Annotated in this window: 16 protein-coding genes and 2 tRNA genes; 10 read left to right on the forward strand and 8 right to left on the reverse strand. The window is 61.9% G+C overall.

All coding sequences use genetic code 11. From position 1 onward, the window contains the following. Positions 1-87: 87 nt before the first annotated feature. Positions 88-2109, forward strand: a complete 2022-nt coding sequence (locus D0N36_RS02580) for an OmpA family protein (protein WP_116939486.1) — start codon at positions 88-90, stop codon at positions 2107-2109. Positions 2110-2180: 71 nt separating this feature from the next. Here D0N36_RS02580 and D0N36_RS02585 read toward each other — a convergent pair whose 3' ends face one another. The 4 genes from D0N36_RS02585 to D0N36_RS02600 all read right to left on the reverse strand — a co-directional run bounded on the left by D0N36_RS02585 (position 2181) and on the right by D0N36_RS02600 (position 4515). After that, the gene (locus D0N36_RS02585; protein ID WP_116939487.1) at positions 2181-3227 is read right to left on the reverse strand and encodes a S41 family peptidase; all 1047 of its coding nucleotides are present in this window, start codon (positions 3225-3227) and stop codon (positions 2181-2183) included. A gap of 289 nt (positions 3228-3516) precedes the next feature. After that, entirely contained in the window at positions 3517-3801 is a 285-nt protein-coding gene (locus D0N36_RS02590) for a hypothetical protein (protein WP_116939488.1), read from the reverse strand. Between the two features lie 214 nt (positions 3802-4015). After that, positions 4016-4089 (reverse strand) — tRNA-Asp (locus tag D0N36_RS02595). A gap of 352 nt (positions 4090-4441) precedes the next feature. Then, positions 4442-4515, reverse strand: a tRNA-Asp gene (locus D0N36_RS02600). Positions 4516-4767: 252 nt separating this feature from the next. Between D0N36_RS02600 and D0N36_RS02605 the strand changes: the two genes are divergently transcribed. The 5 genes from D0N36_RS02605 to D0N36_RS02625 all read left to right on the forward strand — a co-directional run bounded on the left by D0N36_RS02605 (position 4768) and on the right by D0N36_RS02625 (position 8903). Next, on the forward strand, positions 4768-5715 hold the full coding sequence (locus tag D0N36_RS02605; RefSeq protein ID WP_190242484.1) for an acetyl-CoA carboxylase carboxyltransferase subunit alpha: 948 nt from the start codon (positions 4768-4770) through the stop codon (positions 5713-5715). A gap of 94 nt (positions 5716-5809) precedes the next feature. Beyond that, positions 5810-6658, forward strand: a complete 849-nt coding sequence (locus D0N36_RS02610) for an MBL fold metallo-hydrolase (RefSeq protein WP_116939490.1) — start codon at positions 5810-5812, stop codon at positions 6656-6658. An 83-nt stretch (positions 6659-6741) separates the two neighbouring features. After that, positions 6742-7545 carry a patatin-like phospholipase family protein gene (locus D0N36_RS02615; RefSeq protein WP_116939491.1) on the forward strand — a complete coding sequence of 268 codons (804 nt, stop codon included), beginning with the start codon at positions 6742-6744 and terminating at the stop codon, positions 7543-7545. Positions 7546-7680: 135 nt separating this feature from the next. After that, positions 7681-8250, forward strand: coding sequence for a 1-acyl-sn-glycerol-3-phosphate acyltransferase (locus tag D0N36_RS02620; protein ID WP_116939492.1), 570 nt, complete (start codon positions 7681-7683; stop codon positions 8248-8250). Positions 8251-8321: 71 nt separating this feature from the next. Next, positions 8322-8903: a hypothetical protein gene (locus tag D0N36_RS02625; RefSeq protein ID WP_147320717.1), complete on the forward strand. Its 582-nt coding sequence runs from the start codon at positions 8322-8324 to the stop codon at positions 8901-8903. A 113-nt stretch (positions 8904-9016) separates the two neighbouring features. Here the strand turns inward: D0N36_RS02625 and D0N36_RS02630 are convergent, their stop codons facing one another. Beyond that, positions 9017-9688, reverse strand: a complete 672-nt coding sequence (locus D0N36_RS02630) for a DUF4159 domain-containing protein (RefSeq protein ID WP_116939494.1) — start codon at positions 9686-9688, stop codon at positions 9017-9019. A gap of 113 nt (positions 9689-9801) precedes the next feature. Between D0N36_RS02630 and D0N36_RS02635 the strand changes: the two genes are divergently transcribed. The 3 genes from D0N36_RS02635 (at position 9802) to D0N36_RS02645 (ending at position 12839) form a co-directional block, all read left to right on the forward strand. Next, a complete protein-coding gene (locus D0N36_RS02635) occupies positions 9802-10506 on the forward strand; it encodes a hypothetical protein (RefSeq protein WP_116939495.1) in 705 nt (234 codons plus the stop codon). Between the two features lie 91 nt (positions 10507-10597). After that, complete coding sequence (locus D0N36_RS02640; RefSeq protein WP_116939496.1) at positions 10598-11314, forward strand: hypothetical protein; 717 nt, start codon at positions 10598-10600, stop codon at positions 11312-11314. Between the two features lie 91 nt (positions 11315-11405). Beyond that, positions 11406-12839 carry an RtcB family protein gene (locus D0N36_RS02645; RefSeq protein ID WP_116939497.1) on the forward strand — a complete coding sequence of 478 codons (1434 nt, stop codon included), beginning with the start codon at positions 11406-11408 and terminating at the stop codon, positions 12837-12839. Here the strand turns inward: D0N36_RS02645 and D0N36_RS02650 are convergent. Further along, positions 12806-13555 carry a 16S rRNA (uracil(1498)-N(3))-methyltransferase gene (locus D0N36_RS02650; protein ID WP_116939498.1) on the reverse strand — a complete coding sequence of 250 codons (750 nt, stop codon included), beginning with the start codon at positions 13553-13555 and terminating at the stop codon, positions 12806-12808. The two genes, D0N36_RS02645 and D0N36_RS02650, sit on opposite strands and share 34 nt — an antisense overlap. Before the next feature lie 145 nt (positions 13556-13700). Between D0N36_RS02650 and D0N36_RS02655 the strand changes: the two genes are divergently transcribed. Continuing rightward, positions 13701-14966, forward strand: coding sequence for an SDR family oxidoreductase (locus D0N36_RS02655; protein ID WP_116939499.1), 1266 nt, complete (start codon positions 13701-13703; stop codon positions 14964-14966). Positions 14967-15096: 130 nt separating this feature from the next. On the opposite strand, the gene D0N36_RS02660 is transcribed toward D0N36_RS02655, so the two are convergent. Together D0N36_RS02660 and pckA are read right to left on the reverse strand one after the other, a co-directional pair. After that, on the reverse strand, positions 15097-15882 hold the full coding sequence (locus D0N36_RS02660; protein WP_116939500.1) for a S1/P1 nuclease: 786 nt from the start codon (positions 15880-15882) through the stop codon (positions 15097-15099). Between the two features lie 154 nt (positions 15883-16036). Next, positions 16037-17653, reverse strand: coding sequence for a phosphoenolpyruvate carboxykinase (ATP) (pckA, locus tag D0N36_RS02665; protein WP_116939501.1), 1617 nt, complete (start codon positions 17651-17653; stop codon positions 16037-16039). Positions 17654-17718: the final 65 nt, after the last annotated feature.

Here is a 17718-nt window from a genome sequence, read left to right on the forward strand (position 1 = left end):
GGTGTCCTTGGTTCCTTCCTCCCTAAACCGGCGCAGTATGTCGGGCCGGAGCGGTAACATCCGGCCCGGCTGCCTATTTTTGAGGCAATGAGGTGGTTCGGACATTTGGCCTGGGGAAAGATTTGGCTACTGCTACTGTTGCTGGCCACGCCCGGCCCGGCGTGGGCCCAGAGCAATGCCGCCGGCCAGACCTACACCGACGCCCGCGGCGGCTACCAGCTTGGCTACCCCACGGGCTGGCAGGTGATGCCCGGCGAAAACCACCGCACCACGTTTTATGTGGGGCCCGACTGGGAAACCACGCCCGCCACGGCCTCCATCAGCCTGCACCTGCTACCCGACGCCCGCAAAGCCCTCAACCTGTTGCAGGCCGGCCAGCTCGACTCGGTGTGGCGCTACGTGGCCAGCCTGCCCCGGGCGCGGGTGTACCGCCTCGAAGAGCGCGACGAGGACCATTTCCAGGAGCTGCGCTATGACTATGCCTACGACGACGCAACGGCCCGCCCGGCCGGTGGGCGGCGGATGCGGGTACTGGGTCGCCGGCTCTGGCGCGAGGGTTACGAATACCGCCTTGAGTACCGCGGCCCCGACGGGCCCGACCCGCACCGCGCCGCCGCCCAGCAGTTGCTGGCCTCGCTGCGGCTCGTGAACCCCGGCCCGCCCAGCCGCCGCCCCCCACCGCCGCCACCCCAGGGCTGCGACGATAAGTTCTACGGCATTGCGGCCCTGCGCATCAACAACGATACCTGGGAAGACGACTGCCGCACGATTCACGAGTTTTCGAGCCTCGACCCGGCCCAGCCGCCCGTTATTCATCGGCGGGTGCTGCCGTTTCAGTCGTATGCCCTGGCCAAAGGCTTCGACAACTGCCTGTACGCCGTAACCAAGGCCCCCACCAACGCCCCCGAGTACGTGTATCGCTACAACCCCGCCACCCGCCAGGGCGGGTACACCAGCTGGCAGCTGCCGGCCCAGGGCTCCGGTGGCGTCTGGATTTCGGGCGGCACCGACGACCGGGGCGACCTGTACTTCAGCACCTCCGACGGCAACCTGTTGGTGCGCGTGAACCCGGCCAGCAGCAAAGTCAGCACCGTTTGGAGCACCGACCCGCTGCGGAAGGCCCGCTACTTCGGAGCCCTGGGTTTTGCCGGTGCCGGCACCCACGCCAACTTCTGCTTCGACGCCCGCCGCATGCTTTATCAGGTGTACAGCACCGACGGCTCGCTGCTGCGCATCAACATAGACACCCGCCAGCCGGCCCCCGATATTCTGCCCCTCGACGGGCTGCCCGAGCGGGGCGGCTACAGCGGTATTCTGCTGCAAAACGACGAATTCGGTAACCGCCGGCTGTTTCTGGCCGGACCCAAGGCCATTTATCAGGTAGATATGGAAACCAAGGTGGTGGCCCGGATTCGGCGGGGCGTGTACACCGACCTGGCCGGCTGCAACCTGTTTCGCAAGACTGCCACTGAGGAGCCGGCCCCCGCGCCGGTGCGGGCACCGTGGCGGGGCCGGGTGCTCGATGCCGTAACGCTGCATCCGCTGCCCCGCGCCGGCCTACGCCTGCGCCCCGTCACGGTTTCGGCCCGCGCCGATACGGCCCTGGCCCTCACGGCCGGTGGCGCGTTCATCTTCCCGGCCCGGCCCGCCAGCCTCTACGCCGCCCAGCTGCGCCTGCCCGGCTACGTGCCGCTCGATACCACCTTTGCCGCCGCCACCGGCCCCTATGCCCAGGACGTGCTGCTGCGCCCTCTAGGGGTGGGCTCGACGCTGGAGCTGGAAAACGTGCAGTTCTCGCGCGGCCAAGGCGAGCTGCTCACTACTTCATTTCCGGCCCTCGATACGCTGGCCACATTACTTACGGCCTCGCCCGGCCTCACCATTGAGCTGCGCGGCCACACCGATAACGTGGGCGACCCGCAGAAGAACGTGGAGCTGAGCCAGCGCCGGGTAGCGGCCGTGAAGGCCTATCTGGTAAAGCGCGGCGTGGCGCCCGGGCGCATCAGCGGCGTGGGCTTGGGCGGAAGCGAGCCTCGAGCCAGCAACGCCCAGGAAAACACCCGCCGCCTCAACCGCCGCGTCGAGTTCCGGGTGACGGGGGTGCAGTAGGGGAACGGGATGCCCAGCTCAGGAACTGACCGGGCACTGGAGCCAGACCAGGGTTGGCTTTACCGGATGCCTTATTTCCGCCTGCCTTTTGGCGCTTTCTGCAGCCACTGTAGCGCCGCCGTTACTTTGGCGTCCTGGCGCAGGTCGATGAAGTTGTCGCCGCCCGTAATGAGTACATCGGGGGTGAGGCTGGATTTATAGACTGTGCCGGTGCGGTCGGCGTCCTGCGAGCCCGCGATGGTGAGGTAAGCCCCGCCGCTGATGGGGTAGCTTTCGTTGGCGGTGGTAGCCCCGTAGGTGGGCTCGCCAAAAAAGCGGGTGGCCGGCCGGCCCTTAAGGCTGATAGCCACGATTTCGCCGGAGCTGGCCGTCCGTCCGCTCAGCAGCACGGCAATGGGCAAGTCGGAGCGGCGGACGGGGCAGCGCTTCTCCAGGGTCGTCACCTGCATCGAGTCGACGTAGAAGTTGCCCTGGCGCAGGTACCACTGCTGCTCGGGCTGGCCGTTGCTGTTCACGAAGCCGCCCAGGTGCCCGTCGCCGAGCAGCGGCGCAATGCCGGCCAGCATGGGCGCCATGGCCCCACCGTCATTGAGGCGCAGGTCGAGAATCCAGGCCCGGGCCCGGCCGGGGGGCAGGCGGCAGAGCGAATCCTGCACCACCAGGGCCGCCGCGCGCATGGCTTCCAGGCTGCCCCCGGCGTTGATGCCCGGTAGCTTGATGTAGCCCACGCGCCCCGGCAGCATCTTCACCAGCACGCCGGGCTGCTGCTTTAGCGCGGCCTTCACCACCTCATTGGCATAAGCCGGGCGGGCGGGGTTGCGCCATTTGTAGGTCTTGCCCCGGTACGTGAGCCAGCCGTGGTCGTCTTTCAATTGCTCGAACAGGAACGGGTAGAGGGGCAGCAGGTCGCGCACGGTAGTAGCTCCCTGGGCCCGCTGATACATCGTCTGGCGCAGCTGGGGCCAGTTCACGGTGTTGCGTTCCAGCGAATAGGTCTGCAGCAGCGTGAGGCTTTTATCAAGAAAGCTAGCCACCGAATCGGGCAGGGCCATCGGAGGCTGGCAGTAAGCCGGCGCGCCCGCTCCGGCCAGCAAAAAGAGGATTCCCAGTTTCTTCATGGCGCGAAGATGCTGGTTTGCAGTGAATGGTTGGCTGGGTAGGAGTGCAGGCGTAGAAAATGCTGCAAATCTCCGGTGGACGCGCGCGAACGAAGGCCCCTCACTGGTCTGGCTTCAATCTGGCAGGCCTTTCCGTCCGTATCCAGCTACCGCATCAGGCCTTCCTGTAAATTATTCGATGCGCTCCTGATGTAATAGTTCATCATAGGCCGGCACAAAAAAAGCAGCCTTTCCCGCGCTGGTGCGGGAAAGGCTGCTTTGTCAGAACGCCGAAATCGGGTGCCCGGGGCTATTGCCCGATGCCGATAGTCGTGTTGCGGGAGCGGCGCGGGGCGCGCTGCTCGGTTTTCTTGCGCTTGCGCCAGAACTGGAACCAGCGCTGCCGGTAGCGGACGGTGCGTTTCATGCGGGCTTTGCGGCCTCCTCCTTTATAGGTGCGGTAATTGGGCCGGTGTACGTACACTTTGCCGCGCATTTTGGCGCGGGCGGCCGGGCCGGGAGGGGCGGCAAGCGCTGGGCTGATGTCGGCCAGGCCCATCACCAGCAGCATGAAGAAGAGAAAAAAACGGGTCATAACGAAAAGATAAAGCCGCAAAAGCCACACGAAGGTAAGCAGGCCATTGGCAAGTATTCAGCCAAAAACGGAATCCTGCGGCAAAAGATTAAAATTTTAGTTCCCGAGTGTCGCTTCCCATCTGATACTAGGGGCCATAACGCTGTGGTGCCGTGGGAACAGGGAAAAGGCCGAAAAAGCAAAAGGCCCTCCAGCAGCTGCTGAAGGGCCTTTGCGGTCCGGACGGGACTCGAACCCGCGACCTCCGCCGTGACAGGGCGGCATTCTAACCAACTGAACTACCGAACCGGTTACTGATTCGGGGCGGGCCGTGTGCCTTTCCCTTTTGATGATGCAAATATAGCAGAGTGGATTTGACTTCGGCAAGCCCGCAACAATAAAAAACTGCCCTGTTGGGCCGTGAAGGGCATTTATGTGAAGATATAGTTCTGTCAGTAAACAGGATAGCCGCTAAAAAAAAACTTGCTGGTTGTATTCAAGAGGAACGGCAGCGGTGTTCCAGGTAGCGTTTCAGGCTGGTCGTTCACTATGAACCACCGCGCCAGCTACTGCGAGTGCGCGGTCCTGCTTAAAGTGACGAGCGCAGTATGGGGCGCTGGGAAAAGCAAAAGGCCCTTCAGCAGCTGCTGAAGGGCCTTTGCGGTCCGGACGGGACTCGAACCCGCGACCTCCGCCGTGACAGGGCGGCATTCTAACCAACTGAACTACCGAACCAGGTTGTTCTACTTCGCTGCTCAGATAGCGTTGAAGTGGTGCAAAAGTAGTAGGCCGGCAGCAGGTGCGCAAGCGGTAGCGTGAAAAAACCGCAAAAAAATACCTGGGGCCGCGTGGCAGCCTGTTAGTCAGGCAGAAAGATTTTGATGTTTGCCGGTATAGGGGAGGGCTGGCCGGAATCGGCCCCGTCGCTTACCTTTGCTATCTTCCCGTTCTCCCCTCGCACCTCCAAAACCCGCCTCTGCCGTGGCCATGCTCCTCGATTTTGAACAACCCATTGCCGCCCTCGAAGGCAAGCTCCGCGAAATGCAACAACTGGCTCTCGACAGCCAGGTGGACGTATCGGCCGCGGTAACGGCCCTCGAAGCCAAAATCAACGCCCTCAAAAAGGAAACCTACCAGAACCTCACCCGCTGGCAGCGGGTGCAGCTTTCGCGCCACCCCGACCGCCCCTACACCTTCGACTACATTCTGGGCATGAGCCAGAAGTTTGTGGAGCTGCACGGCGACCGGACCGTGCGCGACGACAAGGCGATGGTGGGCGGTTTTGCCGAAATTGATGGCCGGACGGTGATGTTTATTGGCCAGCAGAAGGGTCGCAACACCAAGCAGCGCCAGTTCCGCAACTTCGGCATGCCCAACCCCGAGGGCTACCGCAAGGCCCTGCGCCTGATGAAGCTGGCCGAAAAGTTTAACGTGCCGGTGGTAACGCTTATCGACACGCCCGGCGCGTTTCCGGGCCTGGAAGCCGAGGAGCGGGGGCAGGGCGAGGCCATTGCCCGCAACCTGCGCGACATGTTCCTGCTCAAGGTGCCCGTTATCTGCATCATTATCGGTGAGGGCGCTTCGGGTGGGGCCCTGGGCATTGCCATCGGCGACCGGGTGCTGATGCTGGAAAATACCTGGTACTCCGTTATTTCGCCCGAATCGTGCAGCAGCATTCTGTGGCGCTCCTGGGATTACAAGGAGCAGGCGGCCGAGGCCCTTAAGCTCACGGCCACCGATATGCTGGGCAACAAGCTCGTTGATGGTATTGTGGGCGAGCCCCTGGGCGGCGCCCACACCGACGCGCCCACCATGATTCAAACGCTAAAAGAAACCATCCTCCAGACCTTGGCCGAACTCGACGCCCTCTCGCCCGAGGAGCGCATCAGCCAGCGCATCGACAAGTTCTCGGATATGGGCGTGGTACTCGAATAATCTTTTAAGCTGTTAGCTTATGGCCATTGGTTGATAGCTACCGCCAGCCGAAAAAAGCTATCAGTTAACAGCCATAAGCTAACAGCTCAGAAATATGACCGTTCATACGCTCGATACCGGCTTGTTTAAACTAGATGGCGGGGCCATGTTTGGCGTCGTGCCCAAGAGCATGTGGCAGAAGCTCAACCCGGCCGACGAGCACAATATGTGCACCTGGGCCCTGCGCTGCCTGCTGGTGGAGGACGCGGGCCGGCTGCTGCTCGTGGACACCGGCATCGGCGAGAAGCAGGACGAGAAGTTCCGCGGCCACTTTCACCTGCACGGCGACGATACGCTCGAAAAGTCGTTGCGCCGGCACGGCTACACTGCCGCCGACATCACCGACGTGCTGCTGACTCACCTGCACTTCGACCACTGCGGCGGCGGCGTGGTGCGCACTGCCGATGATGCCCTGCAACTGGCCTTCCCCAACGCCACCTACTGGAGCAACGAGGCCCACTGGAACTGGGCAACTGCACCCAACCCGCGCGAGAAGGCGAGCTTTCTGAAGGAGAACATCATGCCCATCCAAGAAAGTGGCCAGTTGCGCTTCATCGACCCGCAGGCCGGCGTACCGGCCGAGCTGGGCAGCCTGGCCGACCTGATTTATGTGGACGGCCACACCGAAAAGATGATGCTGCCGAAGCTGTCTTATAAAGGCCGCACCGTGGTATTCGCCGCCGACCTGCTGCCCAGCGCCCACCATGTGGGCCTGCCCTACGTGATGAGCTACGATGTGCGCCCACTGGTAACTATGGACGAAAAAGCCCGCTTTCTGCAGCAGGCCGCCGCCGAGAACTGGGTGCTGGTTCTCGAGCACGACCACCAGACTGAGTGCGTTACGGTTGAGCAAACCGAGCGCGGCATCAAAGTAGCCGAGAAGTTTTCGCTGGCGGAACTGTAAAATAGCGGTGAGATGGTGAGACCTGAGATGCTTCGCTTCACTCTGAATGACGTTGCATCTCAGGTCTCAATTCCCTCAATTCCATGTCTGAAAAAACGTTAGGGCTGGCACTTTCCGGGGGAGGGGCGCGGGGCATTGCGCACCTGGGCGTGCTGGCGGCGCTCGATGAGCTGGCGCTGCCGGTGGGGCGGCTGGCGGGCGTGTCGTCGGGGGCCATTGCGGCTACGTTTTACGCCGCCGGGGTTCCGCCGCGCGAGATTATGCGGCTGTTGCAGGGCGTCAGCATTCCGCGCCTGACGCGGGTGGCCCTCAGCCGCTACGGCCTGCTGCACATGGACGCGGTGGGGCGGCTGTTCGAGCAGCACCTGGGGGCCGGGGCCACATTCGAGCAGCTGCGGCTGCCCGTTACGCTGGTAGCCACCGATATTGAGGCGGGCGAGTCGGTGCGGTTTTCGAGCGGGCCGCTGGTGCCGCCGTTGCTGGCCTCGTCGGCCGTGCCCATTCTGTACCGGCCGGTGGTGTACCAGGGCCGGCAACTGGTCGATGGCGGCCTGCTCAACAACCTGCCCGTGGAGCCGCTGCTGGAAGCTGGCCATCCGGGCCTGGGGGTGGTGGGCGTGCACTGCAACCCGCCCAACCCGGCCGCGCAGGTCAGCAATATGCGCGGGTTGGTCGAGCGTACGCTTAACCTGGCCATTGCCGGCAACACGGTGCTCAGCAAGCAGCTGTGCCACCTGCTAATTGAGCCGCCCGAGCTGCGGGCCTACCGCACGATGAGCTTCAGGCAGGCCAGCGAAATATTCGATATCGGCTACCGCCACACGCTGGCCCGGGCGCCGGAGCTGGTGGCGCTGCTCGAAAACGAGCTGCCCGGCCAACCCGGCTAAGCCAGCCAGGCTGGTGCCCCGCCCCGAAGTCCGGGTATTTAGACGCTGCAGGCGCTTCGGTGCGGCAAATTATCTAGCTTTGAACTCTGGTAGCCCGTAAGTGGCGCCGCACTTTTCGTTTCCTGTTTCCCGCTTATGGCGCGTCGTACTTCTACTTTCTGGTATCTGTTTTCGAAATTCCTGTTCTGGGTTTCCGGCTGGCGTTTGGGTTCGGTGGTACCGCCCAACATCAAGCAGGGAATGATGATTGCCGCCCCGCACACCAGCAACTGGGACTTCCTGTTTGCCCGGGCCGCGTTCTTTCTGATGGATGTCGACGTGAAAGTGACCATTAAGAAGGAGTGGACCACCATTCCGGTACTCGGGGCGCTGGTGCGCAGCCTGGGCGGCCTGGCCGTGGACCGTAGCCGCAACAACAGCCTCGTGGATGGTATGGTGCAGCTGTTTAAGGAGCGCGAGGAACTGGTGATTCTTATCACCCCGGAAGGCACCCGCAGCTACCAGCCCAAGTGGCGCAAGGGCTTCTACCACGCCGCTGTGGGGGCCGGCGTGCCCATTATGCTCGGCTACCTCGACTACAAAAACAAGGAAGCCGGCGTGGGCCCCGTGTTCTGGCCCACCGGCGACTACGAGAAGGACGTGGAGGAAATCAAGGCCTACTATCGCACCAAGACGGGCCGCTTCCCCGAAAAAGGCGTACGTTAGAACATCCGGCGGCTTAATCCGGCGGCCGCAACGCCCCAGTGACTAGTACTGGCGGCCATTCATTCTCTCGTATGGAAGATATCAAAGGATTTGTCTGGGTAATTGGGGCCATCGTCTTCTTTATCTGGCGAATGGTGCAGAAGGCTGCCGAAAAGGCTAAAGAGGCCCACGACCGGCAGCAGGCCCACCAGCCCGGCAGCGCGCCGGTGCGTCGGCCTGCCCCGTCGGCGCCGGCCGTGTCGTTTGAGGAGTTGCTGGCCCAGATGCAGCGCCAGAATCAGCCTGCCCCGCCGCCCTTGGCCGAGCGCGAACCACCCCAGGCGGAGTGGGAACAGGAGGAACAGGAGCAGGAGGCCCGGCCGGCCCGGCCTGTGGCCGCCGCCCGTTTCCCTCGCCCGGAAAACACCGAAGTCGAGCTACACTCCCAGGAACTGCCCGCCGCCGAAGCCCGCTCGCTCGAAGTCCCAAAGCGGGTGTTACGCCGCGGCTCGGCCCTGCCCCGCACCAGCACGCAACATGGTACTGAGGATTTCTGGAGCCAGAAGACAATTTCGCCTAAGCAAACCCGTCGCACCGTGAACGAGTTGCTACAAAACCCGGCCAACCTGCGCGCTGCTTTCGTGCTCAGTGAAATTCTGCAGCGGAAGTGGTGAGACGGTAGAAGGTGAAATCAAAGAGAGAAAGTCAAAAGCAAAAGCCGCTGAACGAGCCGTATGGCGTTGCTCAGCGGCTTTTACATTTGGCTTTCTCTCTTTGATTTCTAAGGTTAGTCTTGCGTGAGGGCGTAGGAAACCAGGTTGGCGCCCATTTTGAGGGCGGCTTCGTGGGTGGCGGGGGTGTCTTCGGGGTAGGTGCCCATATCTTCCCAGCCGTTGCCTAGGTCGCTCTCGTAGCTGTAGAAGCACACCAGCCGGCCCTTGTACAGCAGGCCAAAGCCTTGGGGGCGCTTGCCGTCGTGCTCGTGGATTTTGGGCAGGCCCCTTGGGAACTGGAATTTCTGGTGGTAGATGGGGTGGGTGAAGGGCAGCTCCACGAACTCCAGGTCGGGAAATACCTTCTTCATCTCGGGCCGGATGAACTTGTCGAGGCCGTAGTTATCATCAATGTGCAGAAAACCGCCCCCAATGAGGTAGCGGCGCAGATTGCGGGCGTCGGTGTCAGAAAACGTGACGTTGCCGTGGCCCGTCATATGCACAAAGGGGTAGGTGAGCAGCTCGGGCGAATCGAGCTCCACGGTGGCCTCGGCAGGGGCAATGTTGGTGTTCAGCGTCTGGTTGCAAAAACGGATGAGATTGGGCAGGCTGGTTTTGTTGGCGTACCAGTCGCCGCCGCCGCCGTAGTGCAGCTTGGCGATGCGGAAGCTGGGCGCCGGCGCCACCGGCGCGGCGGCCGTGAGCGAGAAGAGCAGGAGCAGCGAAACAAAGACGTATTTGGACATTATAGCAGAAGCAAAAGCTGGCGGGACTTGCCTATAATTGCGGGCCGACCGGGAAAGTTCGGCTTGCCGTGCAAGGTAAGCACTGCCCACGCTTTACTACTGCTGCCTCGCCCATGCCCCCGGTTCCGCTCGCCCTCGACCTAGCCTTCATCCTGACTGCTTTGGCCCTGGGGCTGCTGTTGCGGGCCGCGCCCCGGCATCGGCTGGCGTTAATGGCGAGCCTGGGGCTGTGGCTGCTGGGGCAGGCCGCGCTGGCGCTTAGCGGCTTTTACACCGTCACCGATACGCTGCCGCCCCGGTTCGCGCTGGTGGTGGGGCCGCCGCTGCTGGGGCTGCTGGCCCTGCTGGCCATGGTCCGGGGGCGCCGCTTTCTCGATGGGTTGCGCCCCGATTGGCTGACGCTGCTGCACGTGGTGCGAATACCCGTGGAGCTGGTGCTGTGGGCGCTGTACTACTACCGGGCCGTGCCCCGGCTCATGACGTTCGGGGGCCGCAATTGGGATATTCTGATGGGAGTAACGGCCCCGCTGGTCTATTACCTGGCGTTCCGTCGGGGTAGGTTTGGGCGCGCCGGTCTGGTAGTCTGGAACGTGGCGGGGCTGCTGCTACTGGGCAACATCGTGCGGCTGGGGCTGCTGTCGGCACCGGGGCCGTTCCAGCAATTCTCGTTCGAACAGCCTAACGTGGCGTTGCAGAACTTTCCGTACGTGTGGCTGCCCGCTTTCGTGGTGCCGGTCGTGCTGCTGGCGCACGTGGCCGCGCTGTGGCAACTGGTTAAAGGAGGGGTTTCGTCAAAGGAAATCAGTAAGCGAAAATAAACTACTTACATTAGTTAATTGGCTATATTGAGCATGTTACTTCGTTGCGTTATGCGCTCGGGGGCTTGTTTAAACTGCTAGGTTTACTATTATGAATAGTAGAATTCGTCGGCTGATTGCTTATTACGAAATGGAGCAGGCCAGTCTGGTCAAGCAGATTGAGGAGGAGCTGTCAGAATATGAATATCCTGCCTACCGAATGGCCCAACGACTCAATAAGGGCCTCAACGGAGTCAACCAGCAACTCCACATCCTGCATAATCTGCTCGATAAATTTTACGGGCAGAAGCAGCTTCTTACCGATACAGTGGCAGGACTAAAAGATGTGCTGGCCGCTGATGAATCCTTTCGGGATGCGGAGTACTTACGGGAAATGATACAGGAAAAGCAGGCGCAGCTGCTGCAACTGGAGAAACAGAGCCGGACACCCCATCAAAAGTCCGATATCCTACGCAATACTTTGAGTAGGCTATTGAAGCAGGAGATAGCCGGTTTCGAATTCGTTTTCAGCCGTTCAGAAAAGGTAAGCTGCTACGTCCGCTTAGCCCGCCGAACCATTATTCTGACGCTGCCCCGGCTCCGGGAGCTACGGGAAAATAATAGGCTGGGCAGAAAAGCGCGGGCCCGGCTCCGCTCGTTGGGATTCCGTTATTATGACCACCAGGATAAGATGCTGCTCTTTCTGCACTTCGCCGACGCTACCGATTTGCAGCGGGTGTGGGAAGTGTTTATGAAACTAGCATTTGAGGTTTTCTACTACAGAGGTCTTGAGCCAACCGGGGAAATCTGTTATTTCGAAATTGAATAAGCCTAAGTTGAGCCGCACAAAATAGGTGGCTCAATATAAGTGCAGGGTAAATCCCCTTTCTTGCCGAACAAACCTATACCAATTACCAAAAATGATAACGGGTCAAGACTTAATAGCTAGAGGATTACAGCCCGGCAAGTGGTTTAAAGACGCGCTGGAGCACATCAACGCTCAGGGCCTGGAAGGGGAGTCATTGGAGGCCTACCTCGATACGATGAAGCCTGCTCCGACCATACCGCTGCTAGCGCAGGCCGTGCCATTTTATGAGAATATCAGCGCCGATACGCCTATCGAGCAGGACAACATCGACTATGTGCGGCAGTCGATGCTGCGGCTGATGCGCACGCCCACGGTGGTGGCGGGCGCCATTATGCCCGACGCCTGCCCTGCTGGCCCGCTGGGCACTATTCCGGTCGGGGGCATCGTGGTGGCGCGCAACGCCATCCATCCCGGCATGCATAGCGCCGATATCTGCTGCTCGGTGATGCTGACCAACCTGGGCAAGTCCGATCCTAAGCAGGTGCTCGATGTGGCCCAGCAGCTCACCCATTTCGGGCCCGGCGGCCGGCCCGAAGGCCAGCAGTTCGCGCTTCCCGCCGAAATTGAGGCCGAGTTCCGCGACAATTCTTATCTGAATTCCCGGCGCAGCCTGAGTATGGCCCGCGAGCACCTAGGCACCCAGGGCGACGGCAACCACTTCCTGTACGTGGGCGTGTCGCGCAACACCGGCGACACCATGCTCGTCACCCACCACGGCTCGCGCGGTCCGGGGGCTTTGCTCTACAAGCAGGGCATGACGGTGGCCGAACGGTTTCGGAAGGCTATTTCGCCTGAAACCGACCCGAACAATGCCTGGATTCCCAGCGAGTCGGAGGAGGGCCGGCGGTACTGGGCGGCGCTGCAAACCATCCGCAAATGGACCAAGCAAAACCACCTATGCTTGCACGAGGCCGTGATGGAGCAGCTGGGGGCTACCGTGCAGCAGCAGTATTGGAACGAACACAACTTCGTGTTTCGCGACGGCGACTTGTACTACCACGCCAAGGGTGCTACCCCGATGGACCCCAAATTCATGCCCGACATCACCGGGCCGCGCATCATTCCGCTCAACATGGCCCAGCCCATCCTCATTGTAGAAGGCTCGACCACCAAAACCAACCTGGGATTTGCGCCCCACGGTGCCGGCCGTAACCTGAGCCGCACCGGCCACAAGCGCAGCAAGCTCGGCCAGACCAAGGAGGAAATCTTTGCCGAGGAAACCCAGGGCATCGACGCCCGCTTCTTTTTCAACCAGATTGATATTTCGGAGCTGCCCAGCGCCTATAAGAACGCCGAGCAGGTGCAGCAGCAGATTGTGGATTTCGACCTGGCAACTATCGTGGATGAAATCCGGCCCTACGGCTGTATAATGGCCGGCGACTGGGAGCAGGAGGCGCCCTGGCGCAAGAAAAAGCTGGCCAAGGAAGCCGCCCGGCTGGCTGCCGCCAACGCTCAGGCCGACGGCTCGGCGCTGGCGGCGGAGTAGGAACCAGCCAGTTCCCGCGCCACGTGCACGGTGTGCACGGCAGCCAGGGCGGCCGTTTCGGTGCGCAGACGCGAACTGCCCAGCGTTACGGGCCGGATGCCGCGGGCGAAGGCGGCGGCAATTTCGTCGGGCGTGAAGTCGCCTTCGGGACCGATGAGAACGGTGCAGCCGGCCGGGGTGGCAGCCACGCGGCTCAGCGGCGTCCGCTCGCCATCTTCAAGGTGGGCAATGAAGGTGGTGGCCGGCTCGGTGGTGGGCAGGAAGTCGGCCAGATTCGTCAGCTCCGTGAGGCACGGCAGCCACGCCTGGCCCGACTGTTTGAGGGCGCTGACGGCTATTTTCTCCAGCCGCTCCAGCTTAAGCTCGCGCCGCTCGGAGCGGGCGCAGCGCAGAAACGTAATCGTATCGACCCCGATTTCGGTAGCCTTCTCGACCAGCCACTCTATGCGGTCGAGGTTTTTGGTGGGCGCCACGGCCAGGTGAATGGGAGCGGGGCGGGGCGGCAAGTGGGTATGGCCGCTGATGCGCAGGGCACAGCGCTTGGGGTTGGCATCGGCTACTTCGGCCTCGAACACGTCGCCCCGGCCATTTACCAGCACCACGGCCGCGCCAACGCTCAAGCGCAGCACCCGCACGGCGTGCTTGCTTTCGTCTTCGGGCAGGGTGTAGCCGGTGGCGTCGGCGGCAAGGTCGGGGGCGAAAAAGGTGTGGGGCATGGGGCAAAGGTAAGCGGGAAGTCGGCGGTTCGGGCCGGTTTTGGTGGGTTGCGTGCTGGGGCCGGGATAACGGCCCGCGGGTTTTTCGCGTAAGCCAGTCATATTCCTTCCGCGGGCCCCCGGGTCCATCTAATCAGCTAATCAGATGAAAACCAAGCTCAAAAAACTTTCCGACCAGACCATTGTCATCACCGGCGCCTCGTCGGGCATCGGCCTCGTAACGGCCCGACACGCGGCCAAAGCCGGCGCTAGGCTCGTGCTGGCCGCCCGAAGCGAAGAGGCATTGCGCCAACTCACCGAAGAGCTCAGCCAGCAGGGTTGCGAGGTTATCTACGTGGTGGCCGACGTCAGCAAGCAGGCCGATGTGAAGCGCATTGCCCGCGAGGCCAAGCAGAAATTCGGCTCTTTTGATACCTGGGTAAACAACGCCGGCGTGTCGATGTACGGCAAGGTGGTCAACGAGTCCATCGACGACATGCGCCAGCTGTTCGAGACCAACTTCTGGGGTGTCGTGTACGGTTCGCTCGAAGCCACCGAACACCTGCGTCACCGGGGCGGCGCGCTCATCAACGTGGGCAGCGTGCTCTCCGACGTTACGGCCATCCTGCAGACCATGTACAGCGCCAGCAAGCACGCCGTGAAGGGTTTCACCGACGGGTTGCGTACCGAGCTGGAAATGGAAGGCGCGCCGATTTCGGTTACCCTGATTCAGCCGGCCGCCATCGACACGCCTTACCCGCTGAACGCCAAGAACTACCTGGACAAAGTACCCCAGCACGCGCCGCCCGCCTACGCCCCCGAAACGGTGGCCGAGGCCATCCTCAGCTCTGCTACTTCGCCCCAGCGCAATATTCTGGTAGGCGGGGCCGGCAAGCTGTTCAAGGGCATGGAAGAGTGGACCCCGGCGCTGCTCGATAAGTTCATGGAAAAAGCCTTCGCGCCCATGTCGAAATCCGATAAGGCCGACCACCGCAACCGCCCCAGCGGCTTGTACGAGGGCGCGGGTCAGCTGCAGGAGCGCGGCAACTACCCCGGCCGCACCCGCGAAATCAGCACCTACACTAAGGCCAAGCTGAACCCCGCCGCCACGGCCGCTATTGTGGCCGGTACGGGCCTAGCCGTGGCCGCCATCATCAATGCGTTCAGCAAAGACGATGGTAATGGCAAAACTCCGGACAAAGCCAGCAAAAGCCCGCGCCGCGACCAGGATGAGAAGGCGACATCGACCTCTGGTAAAAGTATCGGCCGGGCTTCTGCCCAGAATTCCGACAATGTGGAGGACACCGGCAAAGGCGCCAACGGCTTCGGCCGCGCCCCGCGCGCCGGCTCGGCCGAAGCCACGCCCAGCGACGTCAGCGGCCCGGTAGCCGACAAGTCCAAGCAAGGCAAGCAGTCTGGATCCAAAAGTTAGGCCCAGAGCGGCTACGCCTGAATAAAAAGGAAGTCCCGCCCGGCAATTGCCGGGCGGGACTTCCTTTTTATTCAGGCAACAGACTTGACTTTGCTAGCAACCGCGGGCGGTAGCGAGTTTGCGCTAAGCGCTAACCCAAAATGTTGTTCAGCATACCGGCGAGGCGGACGCCGGCTTCCTGGATGCGCTGGCGCATCAGCACGCTGTGGGCGGGGTAGTAATCGTACTTCACCTCGGTGCCGTCGGGGGTGAGGGGGTAAAGCAGCTCAGAGGCCTGGTACGACTCCCAAAGCCATTCGGCGGGCTCAGTGGCTTGCATGCGGCGCACCTCCGGGCGACTTATGCCGCAGTTGTACTGCTGAGCCATTTCGGTGTAGGTGAGACCCTGGTAGTCGAGCAGGCCCGAATCCCAGAGGCTGTGCAAATTGGTATCGCGGCCGCGGAACTTGAGCTTGATGTCGTTGCCGCCCTTGTCTTCGGCGTGGCCCGTGTGCAGGGGCTGGTGAATATCGCCCACGATGTGGATGACGTATTTGAGCGCGTCGCGTCGCTGGGCTGTGGTCTTGCTTTTATCGGCCACAATGGCCATCTGGGTTTGCAGGGCGGTGTAGGCGTTGGGGCCAACGTTGGTGCGTAGCTCCGTCAGGTACTGGGCGTGGTCGAGGCCGGAGGGCGAGTTCACGTAGTGCCAGGGGCCGGTTTCCTTGCCTTCGGGATAGTAGCGGATTTCGTCGGGCCAGGTGCTGACCAGCGCCATGTTCTCGGTGCCCAGCAGCAGCTGCACCTGCTGGCGGGCGCGGCGCGAGAGGTGGTGTTCGGCAATTTTGGCAATGGCCCGGTGGCCGTCGGCGCCCCAGGCCCACAGGCTTAGCGGCGAGAGAAGCAACAGCAACAACGGAAGCAGAAGTTTACGCATGGGTAGGCGGCAGTAAAGTGTCGAACAAGGACGCAAAAGTAGCGCAAGTAAACGCAGCTAAGCATCCGGCTGGTCGAAAAACCTTTCAACCGCAAAAAAACCGCCCCGCCGGCACAAGGCCAGCGGGGCAGTTTCAGGGTAGGAGCACTAACGGTTAGGCGCCGGCGACTACCTGGGCTTTAGGTGCGCCGGCCAGAATTTCTTCGTTGGCGTAGTCGGCGTACTTGCCGAAGTTCTTCACGAACTTCTCAGCCAGCGAGGAAGCCGTCTTGTCGTATTCCTCCGAATTGCTCCAGGTGTTGCGTGGGTCCAGAATCTCGGTGGGCACGCCGGGCACCGATACGGGTACCTCCACTCCAAAAATGGGGTGCTTGGTGAACTCCACGTCGGTCAGCTCGCCGTTGAGGGCGGCCGTAATCATGGCCCGGGTGTAGGAGAGCTTCATGCGCGAGCCGGTGCCGTACGAACCGCCGGTCCAGCCCGTGTTGATGAGCCACACGTTCACGTCGGGGTTCTCGTCCATTTTCTGGCCCAGCATCTCGGCGTACTTGGTGGGGTGCAGAGGCAGGAATACCGCGCCGAAGCAGGCCGAAAACGTCGTCTGGGGCTCGGTGATGCCCATTTCAGTACCCGCCACTTTGGCGGTGTAACCCGACATGAAGTGGTACATGGCGTGGCTCTTGTCGAGCTTGCTGATGGGGGGCAGCACCCCGAAAGCGTCGGCCGTCAGGAAGAAGATGTTCTTGGGCGCATCGGCTACCGAAGGCTCGATGGCATTGTCGATGTAGTGGATGGGGTAGGCCGTGCGCGTGTTCTCGGTTACGCTCTTGTTAGCGTAATCCACGGTGTGAGTGCCTTCCACGAAGCGCGTGTTCTCCACGATGGAGCCGAAGCGGATGGCGTCCCAAATCTGGGGCTCCTTCTCCTGGCTCAGGTCGATAACCTTAGCGTAGCAGCCGCCCTCGAAGTTGAATATGCCCTTGTCGGGCGTCCAGCCGTGCTCGTCGTCGCCAATCAGGCCGCGGTTAGGGTCGGCCGAAAGGGTGGTTTTGCCCGTACCCGAGAGGCCGAAGAATACGGCCGTGTCGCCCGCTGCGCCCACATTGGCCGAGCAGTGCATGCTCAGCGTGTTGTGCTCGTGGGGGAGCAGGTAGTTGAGCACGCCAAAAATGCCTTTCTTCATCTCACCGGCATAGCCCGTGCCACCAATCAGAATCATCTTCTTGGTGAAATTGAGGATGGCGAAGTTCTTCTGGCGGGTGCCATCTACGGCCGGGTCGGCCTCGAAGCCGGGGGCGCAGATGATGCTGAAATCGGGCGTCCAGCTGGTGTCCGCGCCTTCAGTAGGGCGCAGGAACATGTTGTAGCAGAACAGGTTATGCCAGGCCAGCTCGTTCACTACGCGCAGCTTCAGCTCGTAGTCGGGGTTGGCACCGGCGTAGGCGTCGCGCACGTAAATCTCCTTGTCTTCCAGGTACTTCACCATCTTCTGGTGCAGCTGGTCGAACTTATCGGTCTCGAAGGGGATGTTGATGTCGCCCCACCACACGTTGTCGGCGGTGTTGGCGTCCTTCACCACGAAACGGTCTTTGGGCGAGCGGCCGGTGAAGGCGCCCGTGTCGGCCATCAGGGCCCCGTTGTCGGTGAGCGTACCCTCGTTGCGGCGCAATGCTTCCTCGACGAGGGCGGCGGGCGAGAGGTTGAGGTGCACCTGGGCAGCGGTGGAAATACCCAAGGGGGCGAGGCGGGCGTTGGCGGCAGAATCTAGCATACAGGGGCCGAAAACGGATGGGGGTTGGGTGGAAAAATCAGTGGGAATACAGGGGCAAAAGTAGC

Source organism: Hymenobacter lapidiphilus, from assembly GCF_003417065.2.
In the GTDB taxonomy this organism is placed as follows: Bacteria; Bacteroidota; Bacteroidia; order Cytophagales; family Hymenobacteraceae; genus Hymenobacter.

Bases quoted from the DNA above. Each gene is read 5' to 3' on its own strand.
- D0N36_RS02580 (WP_116939486.1), top strand. From the start codon at position 88: ATGAGGTGGTTCGGACATTTGGCCTGGGGAAAGATTTGGCTACTGCTA.
- D0N36_RS02585 (WP_116939487.1), bottom strand. From the start codon at position 3,227: ATGAAGAAACTGGGAATCCTCTTTTTGCTGGCCGGAGCGGGCGCGCCG.
- D0N36_RS02590 (WP_116939488.1), bottom strand. From the start codon at position 3,801: ATGACCCGTTTTTTTCTCTTCTTCATGCTGCTGGTGATGGGCCTGGCC.
- D0N36_RS02605 (WP_190242484.1), top strand. From the start codon at position 4,768: ATGCTCCTCGATTTTGAACAACCCATTGCCGCCCTCGAAGGCAAGCTC.
- D0N36_RS02610 (WP_116939490.1), top strand. From the start codon at position 5,810: ATGACCGTTCATACGCTCGATACCGGCTTGTTTAAACTAGATGGCGGG.
- D0N36_RS02615 (WP_116939491.1), top strand. From the start codon at position 6,742: ATGTCTGAAAAAACGTTAGGGCTGGCACTTTCCGGGGGAGGGGCGCGG.
- D0N36_RS02620 (WP_116939492.1), top strand. From the start codon at position 7,681: ATGGCGCGTCGTACTTCTACTTTCTGGTATCTGTTTTCGAAATTCCTG.
- D0N36_RS02625 (WP_147320717.1), top strand. From the start codon at position 8,322: ATGGAAGATATCAAAGGATTTGTCTGGGTAATTGGGGCCATCGTCTTC.
- D0N36_RS02630 (WP_116939494.1), bottom strand. From the start codon at position 9,688: ATGTCCAAATACGTCTTTGTTTCGCTGCTCCTGCTCTTCTCGCTCACG.
- D0N36_RS02635 (WP_116939495.1), top strand. From the start codon at position 9,802: ATGCCCCCGGTTCCGCTCGCCCTCGACCTAGCCTTCATCCTGACTGCT.
- D0N36_RS02640 (WP_116939496.1), top strand. From the start codon at position 10,598: ATGAATAGTAGAATTCGTCGGCTGATTGCTTATTACGAAATGGAGCAG.
- D0N36_RS02645 (WP_116939497.1), top strand. From the start codon at position 11,406: ATGATAACGGGTCAAGACTTAATAGCTAGAGGATTACAGCCCGGCAAG.
- D0N36_RS02650 (WP_116939498.1), bottom strand. From the start codon at position 13,555: ATGCCCCACACCTTTTTCGCCCCCGACCTTGCCGCCGACGCCACCGGC.
- D0N36_RS02655 (WP_116939499.1), top strand. From the start codon at position 13,701: ATGAAAACCAAGCTCAAAAAACTTTCCGACCAGACCATTGTCATCACC.
- D0N36_RS02660 (WP_116939500.1), bottom strand. From the start codon at position 15,882: ATGCGTAAACTTCTGCTTCCGTTGTTGCTGTTGCTTCTCTCGCCGCTA.
- pckA (WP_116939501.1), bottom strand. From the start codon at position 17,653: ATGCTAGATTCTGCCGCCAACGCCCGCCTCGCCCCCTTGGGTATTTCC.